An 18683-nucleotide genomic window follows, 5' to 3' on the forward strand; every position below is an offset into this window, starting at 1 on the left:
ATAAGAGTTCGCTATGCCTTCTGTTAAAACGCTATTGACCCTGTGTCGCGTCAGTAATCTCCCCACGGTTTGGATGAATGTGCTTACCGCCACCGTGATTGTCAGTGCGGTGGCGGGCGGAAGTTACACCATTGGCTTGGTGTTGCTGGCGCTGTCCTGTTTTTACGCCGGGGGCATGGCGCTGAATGATTATTGTGATCGCGATTGGGATATGCAACGTCAGCCTTACCGGCCTATTCCTTCTGGACGAGTCACCGCCAGGCAGGTGTTGAGCATTGCTCTTGGGTTGTTTGCAGCGGGTTTCGTCTGTTTGTTTTTCGCCCCGGATGACCGCGCGCCGCTGGCCGGTCTTGTATTGCTGCTGCTGATTGCGTTGTATGACGCCCTGCACAAAAAACACTGGAGCACTGTGTTTATCATGGCGCTCACCCGCCTCGGTGTGTATGCGGTAACGGCCGTGGCCCTGGTGGGAGAGGTGCCGACACTGGTTTGGCTGGCGGGCGGCATTCAGACCCTTTACACCCTTTTGGTGACGGTTGTGGCACGCTGGGAAAACAGCCGTTCAAGCGACTTCGGCTTTCCGCTGATTCCCTGGATGTTGGCCGGCATGGGCATTGTTGATGGATTGTTTCTTGCGGTGTTGGTGCACCCGGTGTGGCTGCTGGTAGGGGTTGCGGTTACCGCGCTGACCCGAATGAGCCAGCGCTATGTGAGAGGAGACTAGGCGCCGCGCTTCAGGGCGACAGACATTCCATACAGCGGGCATACACCATGCGCGGATCATCTAGTTCCGCCAGTGCCCGCAGCGGTGCCAGCAAAGGGGCCAGTTGGCGTTTCATTTCCGGGGTGACCCACGTGCTGGCTGCTGGCTCGGGAAGCGCGGCGGACACGCCGCCTTGGGAGAGCAGAGCGGCCAGTTGTTCATAGGGGGTTGGCGGGCGAGTGATCACCTGTACTTCGTAGTCTTCAAGCCCGGCGTGGCTCGCTGCGGCGGCGATAGTGTCTTCCAGTCCGCCGAGATGATCTACCAGACCCAGCTCCCGGGCGGTGGCTCCCGTCCAGACGCGACCCTGCCCCAACTGATCCACTTGTTCTGCTGTCAGACCCCGGGCTTGAGCAACGGTGTCGAGAAACTGCTGGTAAATATGGTCCACCGTTTGCTGCATGACGCGCTCGGCCTGGGGCGTTAACGTACGATCCAGGCGCATAGACCCCGCCAGTGGTGTGGTGGCCACTCCGTCTACATGAACGCCGAGTTTTTCCAGACTGTCCTCGAACGTGGGCAGGGCACCGAACACGCCAATGGAGCCGGTCAGAGTGGTTGGCGTCGCCCAGATCTCGTCGGCGCCCATGGCTATCCAGTAGCCACCGGAGGCGGCCATACTGCCCATCGAAATCAGGACCGGCATGCCTTCGGCCCGCAGTGAAGCGAGTTCGGTGCGGATGACTTCGGAGGCATAGGCGCTGCCACCGCCACTGTCGATACGCACCACCAGCGCTTTGATGGAGGCGTCATCGCGCACTTGCTGCAGGTGCTGACGGAAGGTGTCGCTACCAATGCTGCCCTCCGGCTGCTCGCCGGTGGTAATCGTACCGGTGGCGGCAATGACCGCGACATTGCCCTGTGAGTCGGAAGGGTGACGACCCATATCCGCCAGAAAGGTGTGCGGGTCGAGCCCATTATAACCTTGCCCATAATAGTCGCTGAAGCCGAAGCGCTGTACCAGCATTTGCTCGCGCTCCTGAACGTTCAGAATACCGTCTACCAGTTGCATTTGCAGGGCAAGCTGAGCCCCGTCACCACCGACGGCGGCAAGATGCTCATCCATGGCGCTGATGTAATCGTCGATAGCGCCGCTGGGTAGCTGCCGCTGCGCTTCAACCCGGCTGGTGTACACGCCCCATAGCTGATTGAGCCAGGACTGGTTGTGTTCGCGTGATGCGGCGGACATATCGTTACGCGTGAAAGGTTCCACAAAATCCTTGTACTTGCCGGAGCGGAAAATATGGAAATTGACGGCAAGCTTATCGAGTGCGTCCTTGAAATAGACCCGGTAGTTGGCGTAACCGGTCAGCACCACTGAGCCCATGGGATCCATATAGATTTCATCGGCGTAGCTGGCGAGGTAATACTGGTCCTGAGTGAACAGGCTGCCGACGGCGACCACAGGCTTGTCGCTCTGTTTAAAGCGCTGTACAGCTGCGCCGATTTCCTCCAGTTTGCTGATGCCGCCCCCGAGCAGCCCATCCAGCTCCAGTACTACGCCGGTTACCCGCTCATTCGTTCGCGCCGCATCCAGGGCATCAATCAACGGTTGTACCGGTGTTTCCATGGGTTGGTTGCCGCTGCCGAGAAGCAGGTTTACCGGGTCGACGTAACTTGCTTCGTCTACCAGAAAACCCGTCGGGGCGATCGTCAGCGCGAACTGCTCGGGCAGGGGCACAGGTTCTTTTGGCAGCAGGGCGATGACAATGAATAAAAGCACGGCCACAAAAATGACGTTGGCCAGAATGACTCTCAGCCAGTTGAGGGCTCGACCGATGGCGTGGAAAAATCGACGCACCGGCCCTCGGCGACGGGCAGGACGAGAGTATTCTGAAGAGTTGTAGCTCACAATGCGGTTCCTTTTTGTTTGCGATATATCGGTTTGTGGCCCATTTGGCTCCACACCCACCACTGTTGCCGCCAGCGGCTGGCCATCATGGCGCTGATAAACAATATCACCGTGATAAGCAGCACCAGATAATCCCGCCAGTAGGCAAACGGCGACATCACATTTGTAACCGACCAGGTGAAATACAATAGCACCACAAAGCACAGCCAGCTGTAGGTACGGTGGTGGCCGCGAACCAGACCAACGGCAAAAATCAGCAGCGGGACGACCTGCGCTATCCACAGAGCCCAGTTCGGGTCGTGATGAAAGAGGGTTAGGGCAGTAAACAGCAACAACAGCCCGGCGTAGCACACCAGTACCAGTGTTCGCGCCGCGATCAGTCGTCGGCGTATAGCGTGGGCTTGCTCGGTGGTCTCCGGTGGTTTAGGCGCCAGTGCCATGGGCGGTATCTCCAGAATGGCTCAGGGTGAGTGCCAGGCGGGCGAGGCGTTCGCCCAGGCGGTGGCAGAGTGTGGTTTCGTCATCGCTCAATGTGGCTCCCGCGTCTTCTCCAGCCCAGTGCGATACGCCGTAGGGAGTGCCGCCGGTGCGGGTCCGGGTCAGTGCGGGTTCACTGTAGGGTTGACCGATTAATATCATGCCATGGTGCATCAGGGGCAGCATCATGGAAAGCAGGGTGCTTTCCTGGCCGCCGTGGAGGCTTGCTGTGGATGTGAAAACCGCTGCGGGTTTATCGATCAGGTCGCCGTTGGCCCACAATCCACTGGTGCCGTCGAGAAAATACTTTAGCGGCGCTGCCATGTTCCCAAAGCGGGTGGGGCTGCCGAGCAACAGACCGGAGCACTCTCGCAGATCATCCAGGGTTGCGTAAGGAGCGCCTGCGTCGGGGATCTCGGGCAGGCTGCCGGTATCCGGAGAGACGGGGGGAACGGTGCGCAGACGCGCTTCCATGCCAGCCACACGATGAACGCCGCGTGCGAGTTGTTTTGCCAGAGCCTCGGTGGCACCTGTGCGGCTGTAGTAGAGGATCAGTATGTAGGGCATGATTTCTCTCTTTTTGACTAAGGTTAAAGCAGTGTCAGCACCGCTTCTGGAGGACGCCCAATGACCGCCCGATTGCCTTTGATGGCAATCGGGCGTTCGATCAGTTTTGGGTGACGAACCATCGCATCAACCAATTGCCGGTCACTCAGCTCGGTGTCTGCCAGCCCAAGTTCTTTGTATTCCGCCTCGCCTTTGCGCAGCAGGTCGCGAGCGGAGACCCCCAGTGTGGTGAGTAACGCTTCGAGAGTATCGGCGTCCGGCGGTGTTTCCAGGTAGCGTACTATCTCAATCGTCTGTCCCTTTTCTTCCAGCAGGGCCAGTGCCTGGCGGGACTTGGAGCAGCGTGGGTTGTGGTACAGTGTAATCATTGATGGCCTCTTTGATGCTCACAGCTCATGATGGTTGTATATTGCGACCCGGCTGCTTCGGGTATCAGCACGGGATGAACGCTTATGCGGGACTGGTTTACTTCGGACAATCGTCGGCGCTACGTGCGCCAGAGCACCCAATTCGTTCAAATGATGTGGCAGCGCCTGTATGACACCGACTGCCAGAAAAGCGCGGCGCAGTTGACGTACGTGACGCTTTTCGCTCTGGTCCCGCTGATGACGGTGACCTACTCCATGTTCTCCACTATTCCCGCCTTTCAGGGCGTGGGAGACCAATTACAGAGCCTGATTTTTGCCAATATGGTACCTGAAAGTGGCCAGGAGCTGCTGGGTCATTTGCAGAATTTTTCACGCCAGGCGCGTCGGCTGACCATCGTAGGGGCCGTTTTCCTGGTGGCCTCCGCGTACTTCATGCTCGCGAACATCGAGAAAAACTTCAATGTGGTGTGGGGGATTGTCAAAGGGCGAAGGGGCATTTCCAAATTTTTGTTGTACTGGGCGGTATTGAGCCTCGGCCCTCTGTTGTTGGGTGTGGGCCTGGCCATGAGTACCTATCTCGCTTCTCTTGAATTGTTTATGGACGGTTACGAAGCGCTGGGCCTGGTGACCTGGGTGTTTGGTTTTGCGCCCGTGCTTTTGACGTCGGCGACATTTACCCTCCTGTTTGCCGCCGTACCCAACTGCTCGGTGCCAATTCGGCATGCCCTGCTCGGCGGGATATTGACGGGTGTGTCATTCGAAGTATTGAAAGCGGTATTTGGTTTGATTGTGGCCAACTCTGCCCTGTCCTCCATTTACGGGGCGTTTGCGATTGTGCCATTGTTTTTACTGTGGGTGAATTTGACCTGGCTGGTGATTCTCGGCGGCGCGGTGTTTGTGCATACACTGGGCATCTATCAAATCGCCCTGCGGGACCGCGGGTATCCCGACCTGGTCGCCGCCATACTGGTGCTTTGGTATTTTTACCAGCGCAGTCTGCAAGGGCGTGGCCTGGAAGATGGTGAGTTGCTAGAGCTGGGGCTCGCCTCGGATCAATGGCAGAGAATTCGTGAGGCCCTGCAAGCCCACCACTGGATCGCGGTGACCAATCAGGGGGATTTCGTGCTGTGCCGCGACCTGCATCACCAGCGTATCCGTGAGCTGGTGCCGTTGTTGAATACACCGAAGGTTCTACCCGACCCGGCGCTGGGTCTGGAAAAGCTGCCCTGGTATCCAGAGTTATACCGCCGACTGCGTGGGGTGGATGCGTTTTCGGAAGAACAGTTGGGGCTGACCTTCACTGAGCTTTTCGAGCGTGAGTCGGAGCAGACCATGACCGCTCAGCCACACGCGTTATAAGGGATATTCCAGTGTAAGAGACATGCTGACGGCATTCGGTCTACTGTAGCAGGTGCCGGGCGTCTGCCAGCGCTTCTCCTAAATCCCGAGCTTCGGCGGACTGAATGTCCGGGTCCATACCGAGGCGCTCAAAGGCGGTCACCGTCCGGCAATCGAGAGTTCCCAGATTAGAACCGTCCCCAAGGTGGCTTTGTAATAACGCCACAGTGACGATGTCCGCGTAGTCTGCCTTCGGTGTCTGGCGGTTAAATTTCAGGTGTTCACTGGGCACGTTCTGCAACTCTTCAGGGAAGGCCCACGCTTTCAGGATGTGATCGCCCAGAGGCCCTTGCAGCTCACCAATCACGCGATCCAGTGTCAGGCCGTCGGCGAGCAATGCCGGGTGATTTTCGGCGTAGCTTAAAATGGGAAGCACACCAATTTTGTGTACCAGGCCGGCCAGTGTGGCCTGGTCGGGCCGAAGATTCGTGTAGTGCTTGCTCAGTACGTAGCATATGCCGCTGACTTCGGTGGAACGACTCCACACCTCGCGTAAGCGTCGATCAATCAGGTCAGATGTCGCCTGGAACATTTGCTCCATGGCCAGGCCCGTCGCGAGGCTACAGGTGTAATCCATTCCCAGCCGACCCAGAGCCGTTTTCAAGTCCTCGATATGGCGATTGCCACGCATAGCGGGGTTGTTGGTGACGCGAATAATCCGTGCACTCAGGGCGGCATCGTTGCCTATCACACGGGCCAGATCAGACAGGCTCGCGTCGGGATCATCGGCGACTTCGCGCACCCGTAACGCCACTTCGGGGAGCGTAGGGAGGGTCAGCTCATCTTTCTGCAAGGCGTCAATAATATCGTCGCGGACGCGGTCGGCAATTTGGCTCATGACATCGGGCTCATACAATGGCGTTAATAGACAGATGGTGGTCTGCCTTACTAAAAAATTATGACTCAGCGCCTGTTTTTCTGTCGGCAGGAGAAATCAAAACGGCACGTTGCTGTGCGATGGACAGCGTTTGTTCGAGAGCGCTGTCATCAAGAACAACCAATACATCGTGGTGATCGAGCGCCCGGGCGGCCATAACGACGTGGCCGACATTTTTGCTCTCAGTGCCATCGTCATTTACGACACACACGGGAGTGCCGGGCGCTGGCGTATCGCCGGTTGGGTCAGGAAGGATCAGCGCGTGTAAGTGTTGCTTTAACTTTCCTTTGTAATGCAGGCGCGCCACAATTTCCTGGCCGGTATAACAGCCTTTGCGGAAACTGACCGCGCCCAGTGCAGGGAAATTCAAGGCTTGTGGTGTGAAAACGCCGCTGGTTTCCGGCAGCACAGTGCCGAGCCCGGCCTGGATGTCAAAACTTCGCCACGGCTGGTTACCCTCGGTCGGGGGTGCGACGTCCTCGGCTAGCCTGTCGAGCAAGGCGTCGACGAATTCAGGTTTTATCCAAAGTTCGTAACGTTCGTCCGGCAGTGTAATGATGGTTCCCCATTCGTCGGATACTCGGTCTCCTGGAGCGACGGCTGGAGTCAGCCAGTGGCGCGAGAGGATGTCAGGGGCAGTGTTGGCCGGGGTTGCGCCGCCCAGCCCGAAAAACCGGAACAGCTCTGGCGCCGGCGCGAGTTCGGCTTTGGAAAAGACGATGTATTTGCCGAGCGATTGGGTGACGACATCCACCATCGGGGTGGGCACTTGTAACAAAAGCTGTTCATCCGACAGTGCAATAACGCGAAAGCTGAATTGCATGCGACCCTTTGGGTTGCAATGCGCACCCAGTCGGCTGTTGCTGTCGCTCAGCTCGCGGACATCACAAGTGACCTGACCCTGCAAAAAAGAGTGCGCCTGGGGGCCGCTCAACGTTAAGAGCGTGCGATCGGTCAGAGCGTAGAGAGTGGGGGCGCTGGCGGTATGCATCAGGAGACAGCTCCATTGGCCGCAGAACAGTAGCTCAGCGGGGGCGGAAAGCGATAGTGACAGGTGCGCATGATAGAACGTTCCGGCGGCCTCTCCAAGCCTTGTCGTGGCCGTTCACGCTGAATAATCGCGCGCTCACGAAAAGACGCGCTGTCCGAGCGGTGCTATACTGCGTGCTGTTTTTGATTGTGGGGGTCCGACGTGGAGTTGAATCGTCTTTTCTGGGGAAGCCGGCGTGGTATGTTGGAGCTGGATCTGATCCTGCTACCTTTCCTGGACAATGTCTATCCCACGCTTGAACAGGATGACAAGGAACGCTACTGGAAGCTTCTGGAGGCCGAGGATCAGGATATGTTCGCCTGGTTTTTACATCGTGAAGTGCCAGAGGATCCGGACTTGAAAAGGATCGTTGATATTGTCCGCGCCAACACCGGCCCCACCGCCAAATAGACGCGCACCCGGCCTCGCACCGGTAAAGCTGCGTTCCTCTCCGAGCCTTCAGCGACTCTACTCCGGGGTGGTGCTTTTGCTGGCACTGCTGCCGTTGCTGGCGTTTTTATTGTCCGATGTCGAGGCGCTTCCTGCCGCGCTCTGGTTGCCAGTGTGGTGGGTAATCCTCGCCGCTTCCTTTTGGAACCAGCGCCGCCGTGGGCAGAACGAGCCCACGGCACTGAGCTTTGACAGCGGTGGCTGGTGTTTGCACTGGCAAACTGAGCGCCGCCCAGTGGTGGCCATCGGAGAGTGGCTTCTTTGGTCCTGGTTACAGATATTGCAGTTTCGAGATGAGAGCACTGACCGTCGCTGGCGGTTGATTTGCCTCCCCGATAGCGCTTCATCTGATGATCGGCGTCGGCTGCGTGTGTGGCTCAATATGGGGCGTTGGCGCCTGCCCTCATAGCGAGCGGCGGGTGAGGGTGTTATTCCTTATTGACGATGATGTTTTGCCCCGCGAAATTCATGGGCACCAGCATTGTGTCCCGCGCGATGGGGGAGCGGTCGGGAAAGTCCAGCGAAAAATGCAGCCCCCGGCTCTCTTTGCGCGCGATTGCCGAGCGGATAATCAGCTCGGCCACCATAGTGAGATTGCGCAATTCAATCAGATCGCTACTGACTTTGTAGTTGCTGTAGTACTCGGCAATTTCCCGCTGCAACAGTTTTATACGGTGAGTGGCTCGTTCAAGCCGCTTATGGGTCCGCACGATGCCCACGTAGTCCCACATAAAGCGACGCAATTCGTCCCAGTTGTGGGAAATGATGACGTCCTCATCGGAGTTGGTTACCCTGGATTCATCCCAGGCCGGAGATTCTTCCGGCGCCGGGATTGTGGGCAAGTGCTCTCCAATATGCTGTGCGGCCGAACGTGCGTAGACAATGCACTCCAGTAAGGAATTGCTGGCCATCCGGTTGGCCCCGTGCAGACCGGTGAATGAGGTCTCGCCGATAGCGTAGAGGTTCAAAAGGTCTGTCTGGCCGTGGTGGTCGACCACCACGCCTCCGCAGGTGTAATGAGCGGCGGGCACCACCGGGATGGGCTCTTTGGTGATGTCGATACCAAATTCTTCGCACCGGGCTTTGACAGTCGGGAAGTGCTCGGCGATAAATTCCGGTGGCTTGTGGCTGATATCGAGGTACAGGCAGTCACAGCCCAACCGTTTCATTTCGTGGTCGATGGCGCGGGCGACAATGTCCCGAGGGGCCAGCTCGCCGCGTTCGTCGAATCGGTGCATGAAGCGCTCGCCGTTAGGCAGCCGCAGGTAGGCGCCCTCTCCTCGCAGTGCTTCGGTAATCAGAAAGGTTTTTGCGCGGGGGTGGTACAGGCAGGTGGGATGGAATTGATTGAACTCCATGTTGGCTACCCGGCATCCGGCGCGCCAGGCCATGGCAATGCCGTCGCCGCTGGCACTGTCCGGGTTGCTGGTGTACAAGTACACTTTGCTGGCGCCGCCCGTGGCGAGTACGACCACTCTGGCCTGAAAGACGTGCACATGATCGTCGTCGCGGTTTAGGGCATAGGCGCCGGTGCAGCGCAGCTTTGCCGAGCCTTTGTCGGCTTGCGAGATCAGGTTGAGGGCGACGTGGTTTTCGTACAGGCGGATGTTGGGCTCCGCACGGACCCGGTCAATCAGGGTGCTGTGCACCGCCTCGCCAGTGGCGTCGGCGCTGTGAATAATACGGCGGTGGCTGTGGCCGCCCTCCTGCGTGAGGTGGTAATCTCCCCCGTGCTCACGGGTGAAGTTCACCCCTTGATCAATCAGCCAGCGGATCGCCTCGCGGCTGCGCTCCACGGTGAAGCGAACCGCGTCCTCATGGCAGAGACCGGCACCGGCGTTCAGGGTATCGGCGACGTGGGCCTCAATCGTGTCCTCGTCATCGAGTACAGCGGCGATGCCGCCCTGGGCAAACCAGGTTGAGCCCTCGTTAACGGCATTTTTACTCAGAACGTTGACGGTTCCCTCGCGAGCCAGTTGCAGGGCGAGGGTGAGTCCGGCGGCGCCGGAGCCGATAACCAGTATGTCGCTGTGGAAACGGTGGTTCATGCGAAGTGGTACCTGTGGAACAATCGCGTGCCGATTAGGAAGTGCATGGCATAAGATCGTATAATAGCAGGGCTCGTGATTTCTGTGTTAGAGAACGCGGAGTAATAGCAATACAAGTGCTTATGAACTTTTGGTTGGGCTCTGAGTCTTTCAGGGCAGCTTTGAATACCTTTGAAATCGGCGTCTTAAGAGATGCCGGTGACCGGGCGCTGCCAGTGCAAGTGCGTGGGCGGTTGGCCTTATGACACAACAACAGACGATTTGGATCGCTGCTCACGAGGGGTGCGCAGCGGATCACTTGGGGGTTACGGGATGACAGCGCAGTCTGCGCAGGACACCGATCAGCAATTGGTTGAGCGCGTGCAAAAAGGCGATAAGCGTGCCTTCGACCTGTTGGTGATCAAATACCAGCACAAGATTTACGCCATTATCGGGCGTTATATTCGCGATCAGGCAGAAGTGCAGGATGTGGCGCAGGAAGCGTTCATCAAAGCGTACCGGGCGTTGGCGAAATTCCGGGGGGACAGCGCGTTTTATACTTGGCTGTATCGTATCGCCATTAACACCGCCAAGAACCATCTGGTGGCGCGTAACCGTCGTCCCCCGGCCTCGGATGTGGAAGTGGAAGACGCCGAGTTCTACACTGGCAGCGAGGCATTGAAGGATATCGACACACCGGAGCACAGCCTGTTGCGCGATGAGTTGCAGGCCGTGGTGGATCAGGCCATTCGGGATTTGCCGGAAGACCTGCGTACCGCCGTGACGCTGAGAGAGATGGAAGGGCTTAGCTACGAGGACATTGCCACCATTATGGATTGTCCCGTGGGGACCGTCCGATCCCGCATATTCCGGGCTCGTGAGGCCATTGATCGGTGTATTCAACCGCTCATGGCAGACTCGTAAATCTTTGTTAAGATTTTTTGCAAATTGGCTGAACCTTTGTGGAGAAGGTCAGTCTCATGGGCTGAGGATTGCGAAACCCGGCGATGAATATCGGCGGGTCGCACAACCCAGGTCCGGCTGACTGTATTGGCCAGCCCCATCGAAAGCCGTTTTATTGTGAAGGTAGATGCGCGATGACTGAGCAGAGTAACCACGCCTTGAACGAATCGCTGTCGGCACTGGTCGACGGAGAGGCGTCGCCGCTGGAGGTGCGTCGGCTGTTGAAGGCCGGGGCTGAGGACCCGGCGCTACGGGCGCAGTGGTCCCGCTATCAACTGACAGCGGCGGTGATGAAGCGTGAATTGGGCAGCATGGCTCCGGCCGGGTTTGCTGACCGGATCAGTGCCGCTTTGGAGGACGAGGCAGCGCCTGCCGGTCATCGGCGGCACTGGTGGCAGCGGGCTGGCCAGGCGGCTGTGGCCGCCTCAGTCGCTGGCGCGGTGCTGATTGGTGTCCAGCAATTTCCCGGCGGCGCTCCGACCGCCACGGAAGTGGTAGCGGACACGACACCGGCTGCTGAGACCAATGATGTTGGACGTTCTCAGCCGGTGTCATTGCCGGCGGGTTATCAACTGCCCAATATGCCTTCAGCCCGCACGGCGAGCGCTGAGAGTGGCTATGAGCCGCTGCAAAGGCCCTCTCGTGAAGTGATTTTTGTGCCTGTCCGGGCTGAATCCGGAGAAATCCCGGCCGAAGAGATCCGGGCGTATTTGAATCATCTGATGCAAGTGCATACCGGCCACGCCGCCCGCAACAGTAATCAGGGGGTTCTACCCTACGCACGGGTGTCCGGCGAAGAGGAGTAAGTTGAAGTGCTGGGACGGCTGCTTACGCTGGCAGTGCTGCTCGCAATGGGTTGCAAGGCTCATGCTGAGGCACCTGACCACGAGCCTGCCCAGTGGCTGAAAAAGATGGCAGAAGCGCGTCAAACGGTGGATTACCGTGGCGCGTTTACCTATGAGCACCGGAATGTTATGGAAAGCTTCCGGGTGTTTCATTGGGTGGAAGACGGGCAGGTTCACGAGCATTTGGAAGCGCTTGACGGCCCTGAGGATGCCGCCCGATCACTAACCGACCCCAGTGGCTGTCACACGGTGGGTTATCGTCTTCTGAGTACCTCTTCTCCCGAGCAAGTCGGACGTATCGAACGTTTTTACCAGCTCAAACTCCGCGGCGCTTCCCGTGTGGCGGGGCGAAATGTGCAGATGTTGGAAGTTCGGCCTCGCGATGAATTGCGCTACGGTTATTTGCTGGCGCTGGATAAAGAAACCGGTCTCTTGCTCAAATCCCTGCTAATTGACGAACACCAGCGCTTGTTGGAACGCTTTCAGTTTGTTGAACTTAGTTTTGACCCCGATGTGAGCACCCTGAGGGCGCAGGCGCGCTCGGGCGATAAGGTCGAGTGCCTCGCCGAAGAGGGTGCTCAACCCAGCCACTGGCAGTTGGAATGGCTTCCCCCGGGCTTCGAGTTCTCGGGCCAAACGCATCTCAAGCCCGGTCTGGATATGTTAATGTATACCGACGGGCTGGCCAGTTTCTCCGTCTTTCTTGAGCCCCTGGACGCTGGCCCTAGCGTGGAAGGACGTGCCCAGCGTGGTGCGATCTCGGCCTACATGGGCCAGCTGCTGGTAAATGAGCAGCCTTACCGCGTGACGGTGGTGGGTGAGGTGCCCGGTATTGTGGCCGAGCGCCTGGCTCGCAGCCTTCAGGTTGGGGTGGAGGCACCTGACGAACTTCAAGAGCAGGCAAGACAATGATCAGCGAAACCGGTCGTATCGTGGCGGTGGAAAATGAAGGCTTGTGGGTGGAGACGATTCAACGCTCCACGTGCGGCAGCTGCGCGGCTGAAAAGGGGTGCGGCCAAAGCCTGATGTCGAAGCTGCTCGGGCACTCGTCGTATTTGTGGGTAGTGCTGGAAGGCCGCGACGCATCAGATTATCGCATTGGCGAGGAAGTGAGTATCGGCGTACCGGAAACCGTTGTGGTGCGCGGCTCGTTGTTCGTGTATCTGGTGCCTTTGCTCGCCATGGTCGCCGGTTCCGGTCTGGCCCAGCACTTATGGGGCTCGGACGGATTAAGTGCGATCGGCGCTGTGTTGGGCCTGGTGGCCGGTGGTGCGCTCGTGCGCTGGCGAGCCTATCAAACGCGCTATGATCGCAGGCTTCAGCCGGTGCTGCTGGATGACCGCCAGCCAGTGACCCTCATTCCCTCCTGAGGTCGCCGTGCTGACCATCACACCTTCCGTCTCTATTCCCGAAGATGAAATTGAGTTGACCGCCATTCGTGCCCAGGGCGCGGGCGGTCAGAACGTGAACAAGGTCAACAGTGCGGTGCATCTGCGCTTTGATGTAGCCGCTTCCTCCCTGCCCGACGAGATCAAGGAGCGTCTGTTGAACCAGCGTGATCAGCGTTTGACGAGCGATGGCGTGCTGGTTATCAAGGCTCAGCAGTTTCGAAGCTGGGAAAAGAATCGAACGGATGCCCTGGAGCGGCTGGCAGAGGTGATCGCCAAAGCCAGTATTCGCCCCAAGCATCGGCGGCCGACCCGGCCGACCCGCTCGGCACGCCAAAAACGCATGGACCGTAAAACGCACCGGGGGTCCATCAAGCGTAATCGTGGGCCCGTCAAACTGTAAGCGTTGTTTTAAGAGGCGGCACCCGGTGTTGGATTCGGTCGTGTCGATGTGTCATACCGATTCACTTCCGGCTCCGGCACAGCCTGCCATAATTCATTGCGTAACGCCTCGAAACCCGATGCCTGAGCGTTTTCCTGGACAATCCACCGCGCCAGGGCCTGTGCCACGTTCGGGTAGGCAACGGGTCGTTGCCGTGGCATGGCCAACCAGTCACCAATCGCTTTTTCACTCAACACCTGAGCGACGGCGCCGTAGCCCAACTGGCTCAACGCGAGGGCATTGGACTGCTGCTCCATTTGGCCAATGACGGGCTGAACCAGGAGTTTCTTGCCGAGCTGAATGGCCTCGCTGGGCAACTCGAACCCCGCGCTGCAAATGACACCCTCACACCGGTGCAGATCGGCCTGGAAGCCTTCGCGGGAAAAGGGGCGAATATGAATATGGCCCTCGTTCCTCGGTTCCGGCACCTGCTGGTAAACATAGAATCGGGTATCCGGAAAGGCTTTCAGCTGCGGCAGGAAGTCGTCCAGATGAGCGAAGGGAAGGTAAACCAGGCACTCTCCTTTTTGACATTCGTTGGGGTAGTGTGAAGGTTCCACCAGCGGCGGCAGAATCGACTGGTTGAAGTGATGCCAGTGCAAGCCGATGGCCTGATCCACCGGAGCGAAATATCGCATAAACCAACGAACGAAGGTGTTCTCCCCGCGCTTGGGAATTGCGTGCTGGAAGGCTGCCTGGTGCGATAAGCCGATGCTTCGCAGCCCCGCTCTCTTTGCGGCCCAGGCCGTTATAGGCTCAAAATCGTTGAGCAACAGGTCATACCCGCTCACGTCCAGTGAGCGAATGTCCCGGTAAAGGCGACTCAGGTGGCTTTGGAGAAAGGTCTGAGGGTAGAGCACCCGGCCGTGACGGGTGACAAAAGTCAGCCCCCGAAAACACTGGTAATCTCCGAACACTTCCATGTCAAAATAGTCTCCCGGCGCTCGCCCGGAGAATACCCAGTCCACATCCGCTCCCTCAGCGGCCAGGGCGCTGGCCATGATTCGAGCGCGAGTGGTGTGACCGTTGCCCGTGCCCTGAATGCCATACAGTATCTTCATAAACCTCCCCAGATGATCGGGGCTAGATAGAGTCCGAAAAACGCGGCGCCCGATCCGAGCAAGGCGCCGGCGGCGATGTCGCTGGGGTAGTGCACGCCGAGCAGTACCCGGCTGGCCCCGATCAGGCTGGCCCAGAGGTAGCAGGGCACCGCCATCACCGGGTAAAAACTGGCCACCAGCGCCGCGAATAGAAAAGCGGCCGCTGTGTGCCCCGAGGGGAAGCTGAACTGATCCGAGGGGGTGATCCAGGCCTCGTAAAAGTCAATTTTCATTGCGGGTCGGTCCCGGCGAATCACGTTTTTCAGGACGAGGTATGCGCTGATATCCAGGCAGTAAGCCAGTGTGGCGGCCAGTGCCATGGCGGAGCCGTGTTCCGGCTCCCAGAAGGCCAGGGCCAGACAGATCAAGGCATAGAGATGACCATCGCCGGTGCGGGAGACCCAGCGAACCGATTTGCGATAGGGGAATCGTTTGGTGACGTGTAGCCAGAGAAAGGCGAGGGTGTCGAGCTGGTGGACGCGTTCAAAGAGATTGTTCATAGCAGCACCGCCATTGTTTGCATGGGCTCTGAGCCGTGACGAGGGTATTATTAGCAGCGCTTTGTGAATCTTATGTGACAGTATAGGCGAGCCATTTTCATGCGGCCGGTAATCCGTTACCGTTAGCGCCTTTTGGGGAGGAGAGACGGGATGCCCAAGCCCGGTAAGAAAGGTCTGCGTCGTATTATTGATGCGTTCGGTTATTCGATGAACGGGTTTGCGGCGGCGTGGCGCTTTGAAGCCGCGTTTCGTCAGGAGGTATTTCTGGCCGTTGTGTTGCTGCCAGCGGCCTTTTGGGTGGGCGAAACGGTGGTGGAACGTCTGCTGTTAGTCGCCAGCGTATTCTGGGTCATTATGGCCGAGCTGGCCAATTCCGCCATAGAGGCGGTTGTGGATCGGGCCGGCGAGGAGCTGCATGTGCTATCCGGTCGAGCCAAGGATCTGGGGTCCTCCTTGGTACTGGTCAGCCTGGTTCTGCTCGCCATTGTCTGGTTTACGCTGGGTTATCAACGGTTTGTCGGCCACTGAGGCGTGATTGGCGGTGGTGTCACAGGGCGGTAATACGCTACACTCGGGCCGATGCTAACGCCTCTGCGGCTTTCAGGCTCTGGCCCTATGGATTTCTTGCACGACTTTTCCACGCTTTCGCTGGTGTTAATGGCGCTGATTACGCTGTTAACACTGTATTTCGCTGGCCCTGGCTATTCCGCTCAGAGCGCGGCGCACGCTCCCACGATTCTGACCAGTACGGGTATCTTCGGCACCTTTCTCGGTGTGGCGATGGGGCTGTTGGCGTTCGATGCCGACAATATCCAGTCGAGTGTTCCCGACCTTATCGAGGGACTGAAAACCGCGTTCTGGACCTCCATCGCCGGATTGTTTGGCGCGCTGGTGGTGAAGTTCCGTCACCTGGCTTCCACGTTGCGCCTGCACCACCGACAGGACAGTTATGAAGCGGCCTCGGTGGATGATCTCGCCAATCTTCTCGCCGATATCCACCGCTCTCTCTCGGACCCGGAAGCAGGGGGACTGAACGCGGCGATTCAAGGGCTGCAACAGCAGCAAACGCGTGAGATGGCCAGCCTCAAGCGCTCGCTGGAACAGTATCAGGCCGATATGACCGAGGCTAACACCAACGCACTGATTCAGGCGCTGGAAACCGTACTGAGGGACTTTAACGCCCAAATCGATGTTCAGTACGGCGAGAATTTCAAAAAGCTCAACGAAGCCGTCGGGAATATGTTGCTGTGGCAGCAGAATTACAAAACGGAGCTGCAGGAGCTGCTGGTCACACAAAAGTCCAATGGTGAGTTGCTGGACAAGGCTAGCCAGGCCTACGAAAAAGTCGTGACCCACTCAGAGGTGTTCAATCAGGTGTCTGAGTCCCTGGGCGGGCTGATGGAGGCACTGCAAGAGCAATCGCGGGGGCTGGACCAATACCTCTCCCAGCTGGCGACGGTGGCTGAGAAAGCCGCAGCGGGCCTGCCATCGCTCGAAGGGCGGGTGGACGCGCTGACAGACCAACTGGCTGAGAGTGTGACACGCAACCAGCAGCAGCTTAGCCAGGTGCTCGATGAAGCTTCACGGGCGCTGCGCGATACCTCCGCCGAAGTACACCGCAACCTGGCGGATAGCCTGTCACACTCTCAAACCGGCCTGCACGATCAAGTGTCGGCGATGGTGCAGCGCACCGGAGAGCAACTGGAGCAACTGGACCAGGCCCTCGAGAAGGAGCTGACCAAAGCGCTCACAACCTTTGGCTACCAGTTGACGTCGCTGTCTGAAAAGTTTGTCAACGACTACGCCCCGCTTACTGATAAGTTGCGTGCGCTGGTGCAGGCCAGTAACGCTTCTGTGTCGACAACCCCGGAAGATGCCCATGAGTCCGCGCCCCGGAAAGCACAATCCGCTCGCGCCCCGGCCCAATCATGATGTAGAACACGAGGAGCATTGGGTATCCGTCAGTGACCTGATGGGTGGCCTGATGATGGTCTTCCTGTTGATCGCCGTGGTGTATATGGTGCAGCTTGAAATCGAGACCCGAAAGGTTCGCGATGTCGCCGTACTGTATGACCGCTTGCGCACGCAGTTATACAACGACCTGCAGGACGAGTTTGGCGAAGACTTGCCGCGCTGGGGGGCCGAACTGAATCGGGACTTGAGCCTGCGCTTTTACAATACGGATGTTCTCTTCCCCCAGGGGCAGGACACGCTGCGCCCGGCGTTCCAGGACATTCTGGCTGACTTTTTCCCGCGCTATCTGGCGATTATCAGCTCGCCCACCTACCGCGACGATATTCTGGAAGTGCGTATCGAGGGGCATACCTCCAGTGACTGGGGAGAAATGCCCGAAGAGGAGGCGTACATTCGCAATATGGCGCTGTCGCAGTCGCGCACCCGGACCACGCTGGCCTTTTTGCTGGGATTGCCGGAAGTGGCAGATGATAAGCCCTGGATCAAGTCCCACCTGACCGCCAACGGGTTATCGTCCTCCAAGCCGGTGATCGTAAATGGTGAGGAAGACGAGGTACGATCCCGGAGGGTGGAGTTCCGGTTGCGCACCGATGCGGAGTCCCGTATCGAGGGGCTGGTGACTGAGGATCGCTCTTGAAACTGCCGGACTTTCTGGGCTTCGAGCCCTTTAATACACTCCGGGAGCGCATGGGCGCTGAGCAACTGGGAGCTTTTGAGTTCTTTGATCCGCGCTTGCACCTGACCGCAGCGGAACGGTCTGAGCTGGCCGATGGGTTGACGGTAGGCTGGTCCCAGCTGCGCTGTATGCACGATTACACGCTGGCTTACAAGAACAGCCGGATACTTCTCTGGTTTGAGGATGTGCCGGGGCGCACCACGGACTCTTCGGTGCCCTGCTATCACCTGGCCTACTGCCGGGGCCTGCAAATGCTGAGGCGCCAGGAGCCTGATCAGCGCGTTCATATTGGCACGCAATTGCCAGCCCCGGATCCCTGGCCCTGGCGCGTGTGCCCGCGCTGTCTGCAACAGCTTGAGTTTCGGGGCTTCGATGCGGCGCGCGGGCGTCATCGTGACTATAGTGAGCGTGTTCTGGAAACGTTCCAGCTGTCTGATTTTTTTCGGCAATACCCTGCTTACCCGCTGACTTCTGCGATTTTGCGGGCATTGGATGCCGTAGAGTGAGCGCTGAGAGGGGTTTATTTTACTTTTTGTACGTGTTTTGCTCTGGGTCAACACTTGGAGTGGGTTGATCGGTACAATACCGACCTTAAACCTGCTTGAGAACTGAAATGAGCCCGCGAGTCGGGCATGGGGTAAGAGAGATTCATGAAGCCTGTTGAAACGGCGATTATTGCCAAGTTGAGTGACGCCTTCTCCCCCGGCCATATGGAAGTGATCAACGAAAGCCATCAGCACAATGTGCCGCCAGGATCAGAGAGTCACTTCAAGGTGGTCCTGGTGAGTCAAGCGTTTGTGGGTAAACGCCAGGTTCAACGCCATCAGGCGATTTATGGTGTGCTGGGCGAGGAGTTGCGTGGGCCGGTTCATGCCCTGGCGTTGCACACCTTCGCTCCCGAGGAGTGGGGCGATGCTCAAGTACCGGCCTCTCCCAACTGCCTGGGAGGCGGTCGGGAATAGGGTGTGCGCACTGGCTGTACAAAA

23 protein-coding genes are annotated in these 18683 nt (G+C 58.3%); 14 read left to right on the top strand and 9 right to left on the bottom strand.

Features of this window, described 5'->3' with window-relative positions; genetic code table 11:
• Positions 1-13 precede the first annotated feature (13 nt).
• On the top strand, positions 14-724 hold the full coding sequence (locus ACQCLF_RS13305; RefSeq protein WP_426988075.1) for a UbiA family prenyltransferase: 711 nt from the start codon (positions 14-16) through the stop codon (positions 722-724).
• Between the two features lie 10 nt (positions 725-734).
• On the opposite strand, the gene sppA is transcribed toward ACQCLF_RS13305, so the two are convergent.
• Genes sppA through arsC form a run of 4 tightly spaced genes read right to left on the bottom strand, consistent with a single transcriptional unit; the run spans position 735 to position 4027 of the window.
• Positions 735-2615, bottom strand: coding sequence for a signal peptide peptidase SppA (gene sppA / locus ACQCLF_RS13310; RefSeq protein ID WP_426988077.1), 1881 nt, complete (start codon positions 2613-2615; stop codon positions 735-737).
• On the bottom strand, positions 2612-3055 hold the full coding sequence (locus tag ACQCLF_RS13315; RefSeq protein WP_426988078.1) for a DUF2069 domain-containing protein: 444 nt from the start codon (positions 3053-3055) through the stop codon (positions 2612-2614). Before ACQCLF_RS13315 ends, sppA begins: the two co-directional genes overlap by 4 nt.
• Positions 3039-3659 carry an NAD(P)H:quinone oxidoreductase gene (gene wrbA, locus ACQCLF_RS13320; RefSeq protein ID WP_426988080.1) on the bottom strand — a complete coding sequence of 207 codons (621 nt, stop codon included), beginning with the start codon at positions 3657-3659 and terminating at the stop codon, positions 3039-3041. Before wrbA ends, ACQCLF_RS13315 begins: the two co-directional genes overlap by 17 nt.
• A 23-nt stretch (positions 3660-3682) precedes the next feature.
• Positions 3683-4027 (bottom strand): arsenate reductase (glutaredoxin), encoded by a 345-nt coding sequence (gene arsC / locus ACQCLF_RS13325; protein WP_426988082.1) that lies wholly within the window; start codon positions 4025-4027, stop codon positions 3683-3685.
• 84 nt (positions 4028-4111) lie between these two features.
• Here arsC and ACQCLF_RS13330 point away from each other — a divergent pair, with 84 nt between their 5' ends.
• Entirely contained in the window at positions 4112-5386 is a 1275-nt protein-coding gene (locus ACQCLF_RS13330; protein ID WP_426988084.1) for a YihY family inner membrane protein, read from the top strand.
• Between the two features lie 40 nt (positions 5387-5426).
• On the opposite strand, the gene ACQCLF_RS13335 is transcribed toward ACQCLF_RS13330, so the two are convergent.
• Both ACQCLF_RS13335 and ACQCLF_RS13340 read right to left on the bottom strand, forming a co-directional pair.
• Complete coding sequence (locus tag ACQCLF_RS13335; protein ID WP_426988086.1) at positions 5427-6263, bottom strand: HDOD domain-containing protein; 837 nt, start codon at positions 6261-6263, stop codon at positions 5427-5429.
• A 58-nt stretch (positions 6264-6321) separates the two neighbouring features.
• Positions 6322-7293, bottom strand: a complete 972-nt coding sequence (locus ACQCLF_RS13340) for a YgfZ/GcvT domain-containing protein (RefSeq protein WP_426988088.1) — start codon at positions 7291-7293, stop codon at positions 6322-6324.
• Between the two features lie 201 nt (positions 7294-7494).
• Here ACQCLF_RS13340 and ACQCLF_RS13345 point away from each other — a divergent pair, with 201 nt between their 5' ends.
• Both ACQCLF_RS13345 and ACQCLF_RS13350 read left to right on the top strand, forming a co-directional pair.
• On the top strand, positions 7495-7743 hold the full coding sequence (locus ACQCLF_RS13345; protein WP_426988090.1) for a succinate dehydrogenase assembly factor 2: 249 nt from the start codon (positions 7495-7497) through the stop codon (positions 7741-7743).
• Positions 7709-8191, top strand: coding sequence for a protein YgfX (locus ACQCLF_RS13350; protein WP_426988092.1), 483 nt, complete (start codon positions 7709-7711; stop codon positions 8189-8191). The genes ACQCLF_RS13345 and ACQCLF_RS13350 overlap by 35 nt, the downstream gene beginning before the upstream one ends.
• A 19-nt stretch (positions 8192-8210) precedes the next feature.
• On the opposite strand, the gene nadB is transcribed toward ACQCLF_RS13350, so the two are convergent.
• Positions 8211-9830, bottom strand: a complete 1620-nt coding sequence (nadB, locus tag ACQCLF_RS13355; RefSeq protein WP_426988094.1) for an L-aspartate oxidase — start codon at positions 9828-9830, stop codon at positions 8211-8213.
• 312 nt (positions 9831-10142) lie between these two features.
• Between nadB and rpoE the strand changes: the two genes are divergently transcribed.
• The 5 genes from rpoE to arfB all read left to right on the top strand — a co-directional run bounded on the left by rpoE (position 10143) and on the right by arfB (position 13408).
• The gene (rpoE, locus tag ACQCLF_RS13360; protein WP_426988096.1) at positions 10143-10733 is read left to right on the top strand and encodes an RNA polymerase sigma factor RpoE; all 591 of its coding nucleotides are present in this window, start codon (positions 10143-10145) and stop codon (positions 10731-10733) included.
• 173 nt (positions 10734-10906) lie between these two features.
• On the top strand, positions 10907-11578 hold the full coding sequence (locus ACQCLF_RS13365) for a sigma-E factor negative regulatory protein (protein ID WP_426988098.1): 672 nt from the start codon (positions 10907-10909) through the stop codon (positions 11576-11578).
• 6 nt (positions 11579-11584) lie between these two features.
• Positions 11585-12529: a MucB/RseB C-terminal domain-containing protein gene (locus ACQCLF_RS13370; protein ID WP_426988100.1), complete on the top strand. Its 945-nt coding sequence runs from the start codon at positions 11585-11587 to the stop codon at positions 12527-12529.
• Complete coding sequence (locus ACQCLF_RS13375) at positions 12526-12987, top strand: SoxR reducing system RseC family protein (protein WP_426988102.1); 462 nt, start codon at positions 12526-12528, stop codon at positions 12985-12987. Before ACQCLF_RS13370 ends, ACQCLF_RS13375 begins: the two co-directional genes overlap by 4 nt.
• 7 nt (positions 12988-12994) lie before the next feature.
• Positions 12995-13408, top strand: a complete 414-nt coding sequence (gene arfB / locus ACQCLF_RS13380) for an alternative ribosome rescue aminoacyl-tRNA hydrolase ArfB (RefSeq protein WP_426988104.1) — start codon at positions 12995-12997, stop codon at positions 13406-13408.
• An 8-nt stretch (positions 13409-13416) separates the two neighbouring features.
• Here the strand turns inward: arfB and ACQCLF_RS13385 are convergent, their stop codons facing one another.
• Positions 13417-14508 (bottom strand): MJ1255/VC2487 family glycosyltransferase, encoded by a 1092-nt coding sequence (locus ACQCLF_RS13385; RefSeq protein WP_426988106.1) that lies wholly within the window; start codon positions 14506-14508, stop codon positions 13417-13419.
• The gene (locus tag ACQCLF_RS13390) at positions 14505-15047 is read right to left on the bottom strand and encodes a phosphatase PAP2 family protein (protein ID WP_426988108.1); all 543 of its coding nucleotides are present in this window, start codon (positions 15045-15047) and stop codon (positions 14505-14507) included. The genes ACQCLF_RS13385 and ACQCLF_RS13390 overlap by 4 nt, the downstream gene beginning before the upstream one ends.
• 150 nt (positions 15048-15197) lie before the next feature.
• Here ACQCLF_RS13390 and ACQCLF_RS13395 point away from each other — a divergent pair, with 150 nt between their 5' ends.
• The 5 genes from ACQCLF_RS13395 (at position 15198) to ACQCLF_RS13415 (ending at position 18659) form a co-directional block, all read left to right on the top strand.
• On the top strand, positions 15198-15575 hold the full coding sequence (locus ACQCLF_RS13395) for a diacylglycerol kinase (RefSeq protein ID WP_426988110.1): 378 nt from the start codon (positions 15198-15200) through the stop codon (positions 15573-15575).
• 87 nt (positions 15576-15662) lie between these two features.
• Complete coding sequence (locus ACQCLF_RS13400) at positions 15663-16979, top strand: hypothetical protein (protein WP_426988112.1); 1317 nt, start codon at positions 15663-15665, stop codon at positions 16977-16979.
• Positions 16927-17658, top strand: a complete 732-nt coding sequence (locus tag ACQCLF_RS13405) for an OmpA family protein (RefSeq protein WP_426988114.1) — start codon at positions 16927-16929, stop codon at positions 17656-17658. Before ACQCLF_RS13400 ends, ACQCLF_RS13405 begins: the two co-directional genes overlap by 53 nt.
• A complete protein-coding gene (locus tag ACQCLF_RS13410; RefSeq protein WP_426988116.1) occupies positions 17655-18203 on the top strand; it encodes a hypothetical protein in 549 nt (182 codons plus the stop codon). Before ACQCLF_RS13405 ends, ACQCLF_RS13410 begins: the two co-directional genes overlap by 4 nt.
• A 144-nt stretch (positions 18204-18347) precedes the next feature.
• The gene (locus ACQCLF_RS13415; RefSeq protein ID WP_426988118.1) at positions 18348-18659 is read left to right on the top strand and encodes a BolA/IbaG family iron-sulfur metabolism protein; all 312 of its coding nucleotides are present in this window, start codon (positions 18348-18350) and stop codon (positions 18657-18659) included.
• Positions 18660-18683 lie beyond the last annotated feature (24 nt).

The organism is Marinimicrobium sp. ARAG 43.8 (assembly GCF_050113635.1).
Lineage (GTDB): Bacteria > Pseudomonadota > Gammaproteobacteria > Pseudomonadales > Cellvibrionaceae > Marinimicrobium.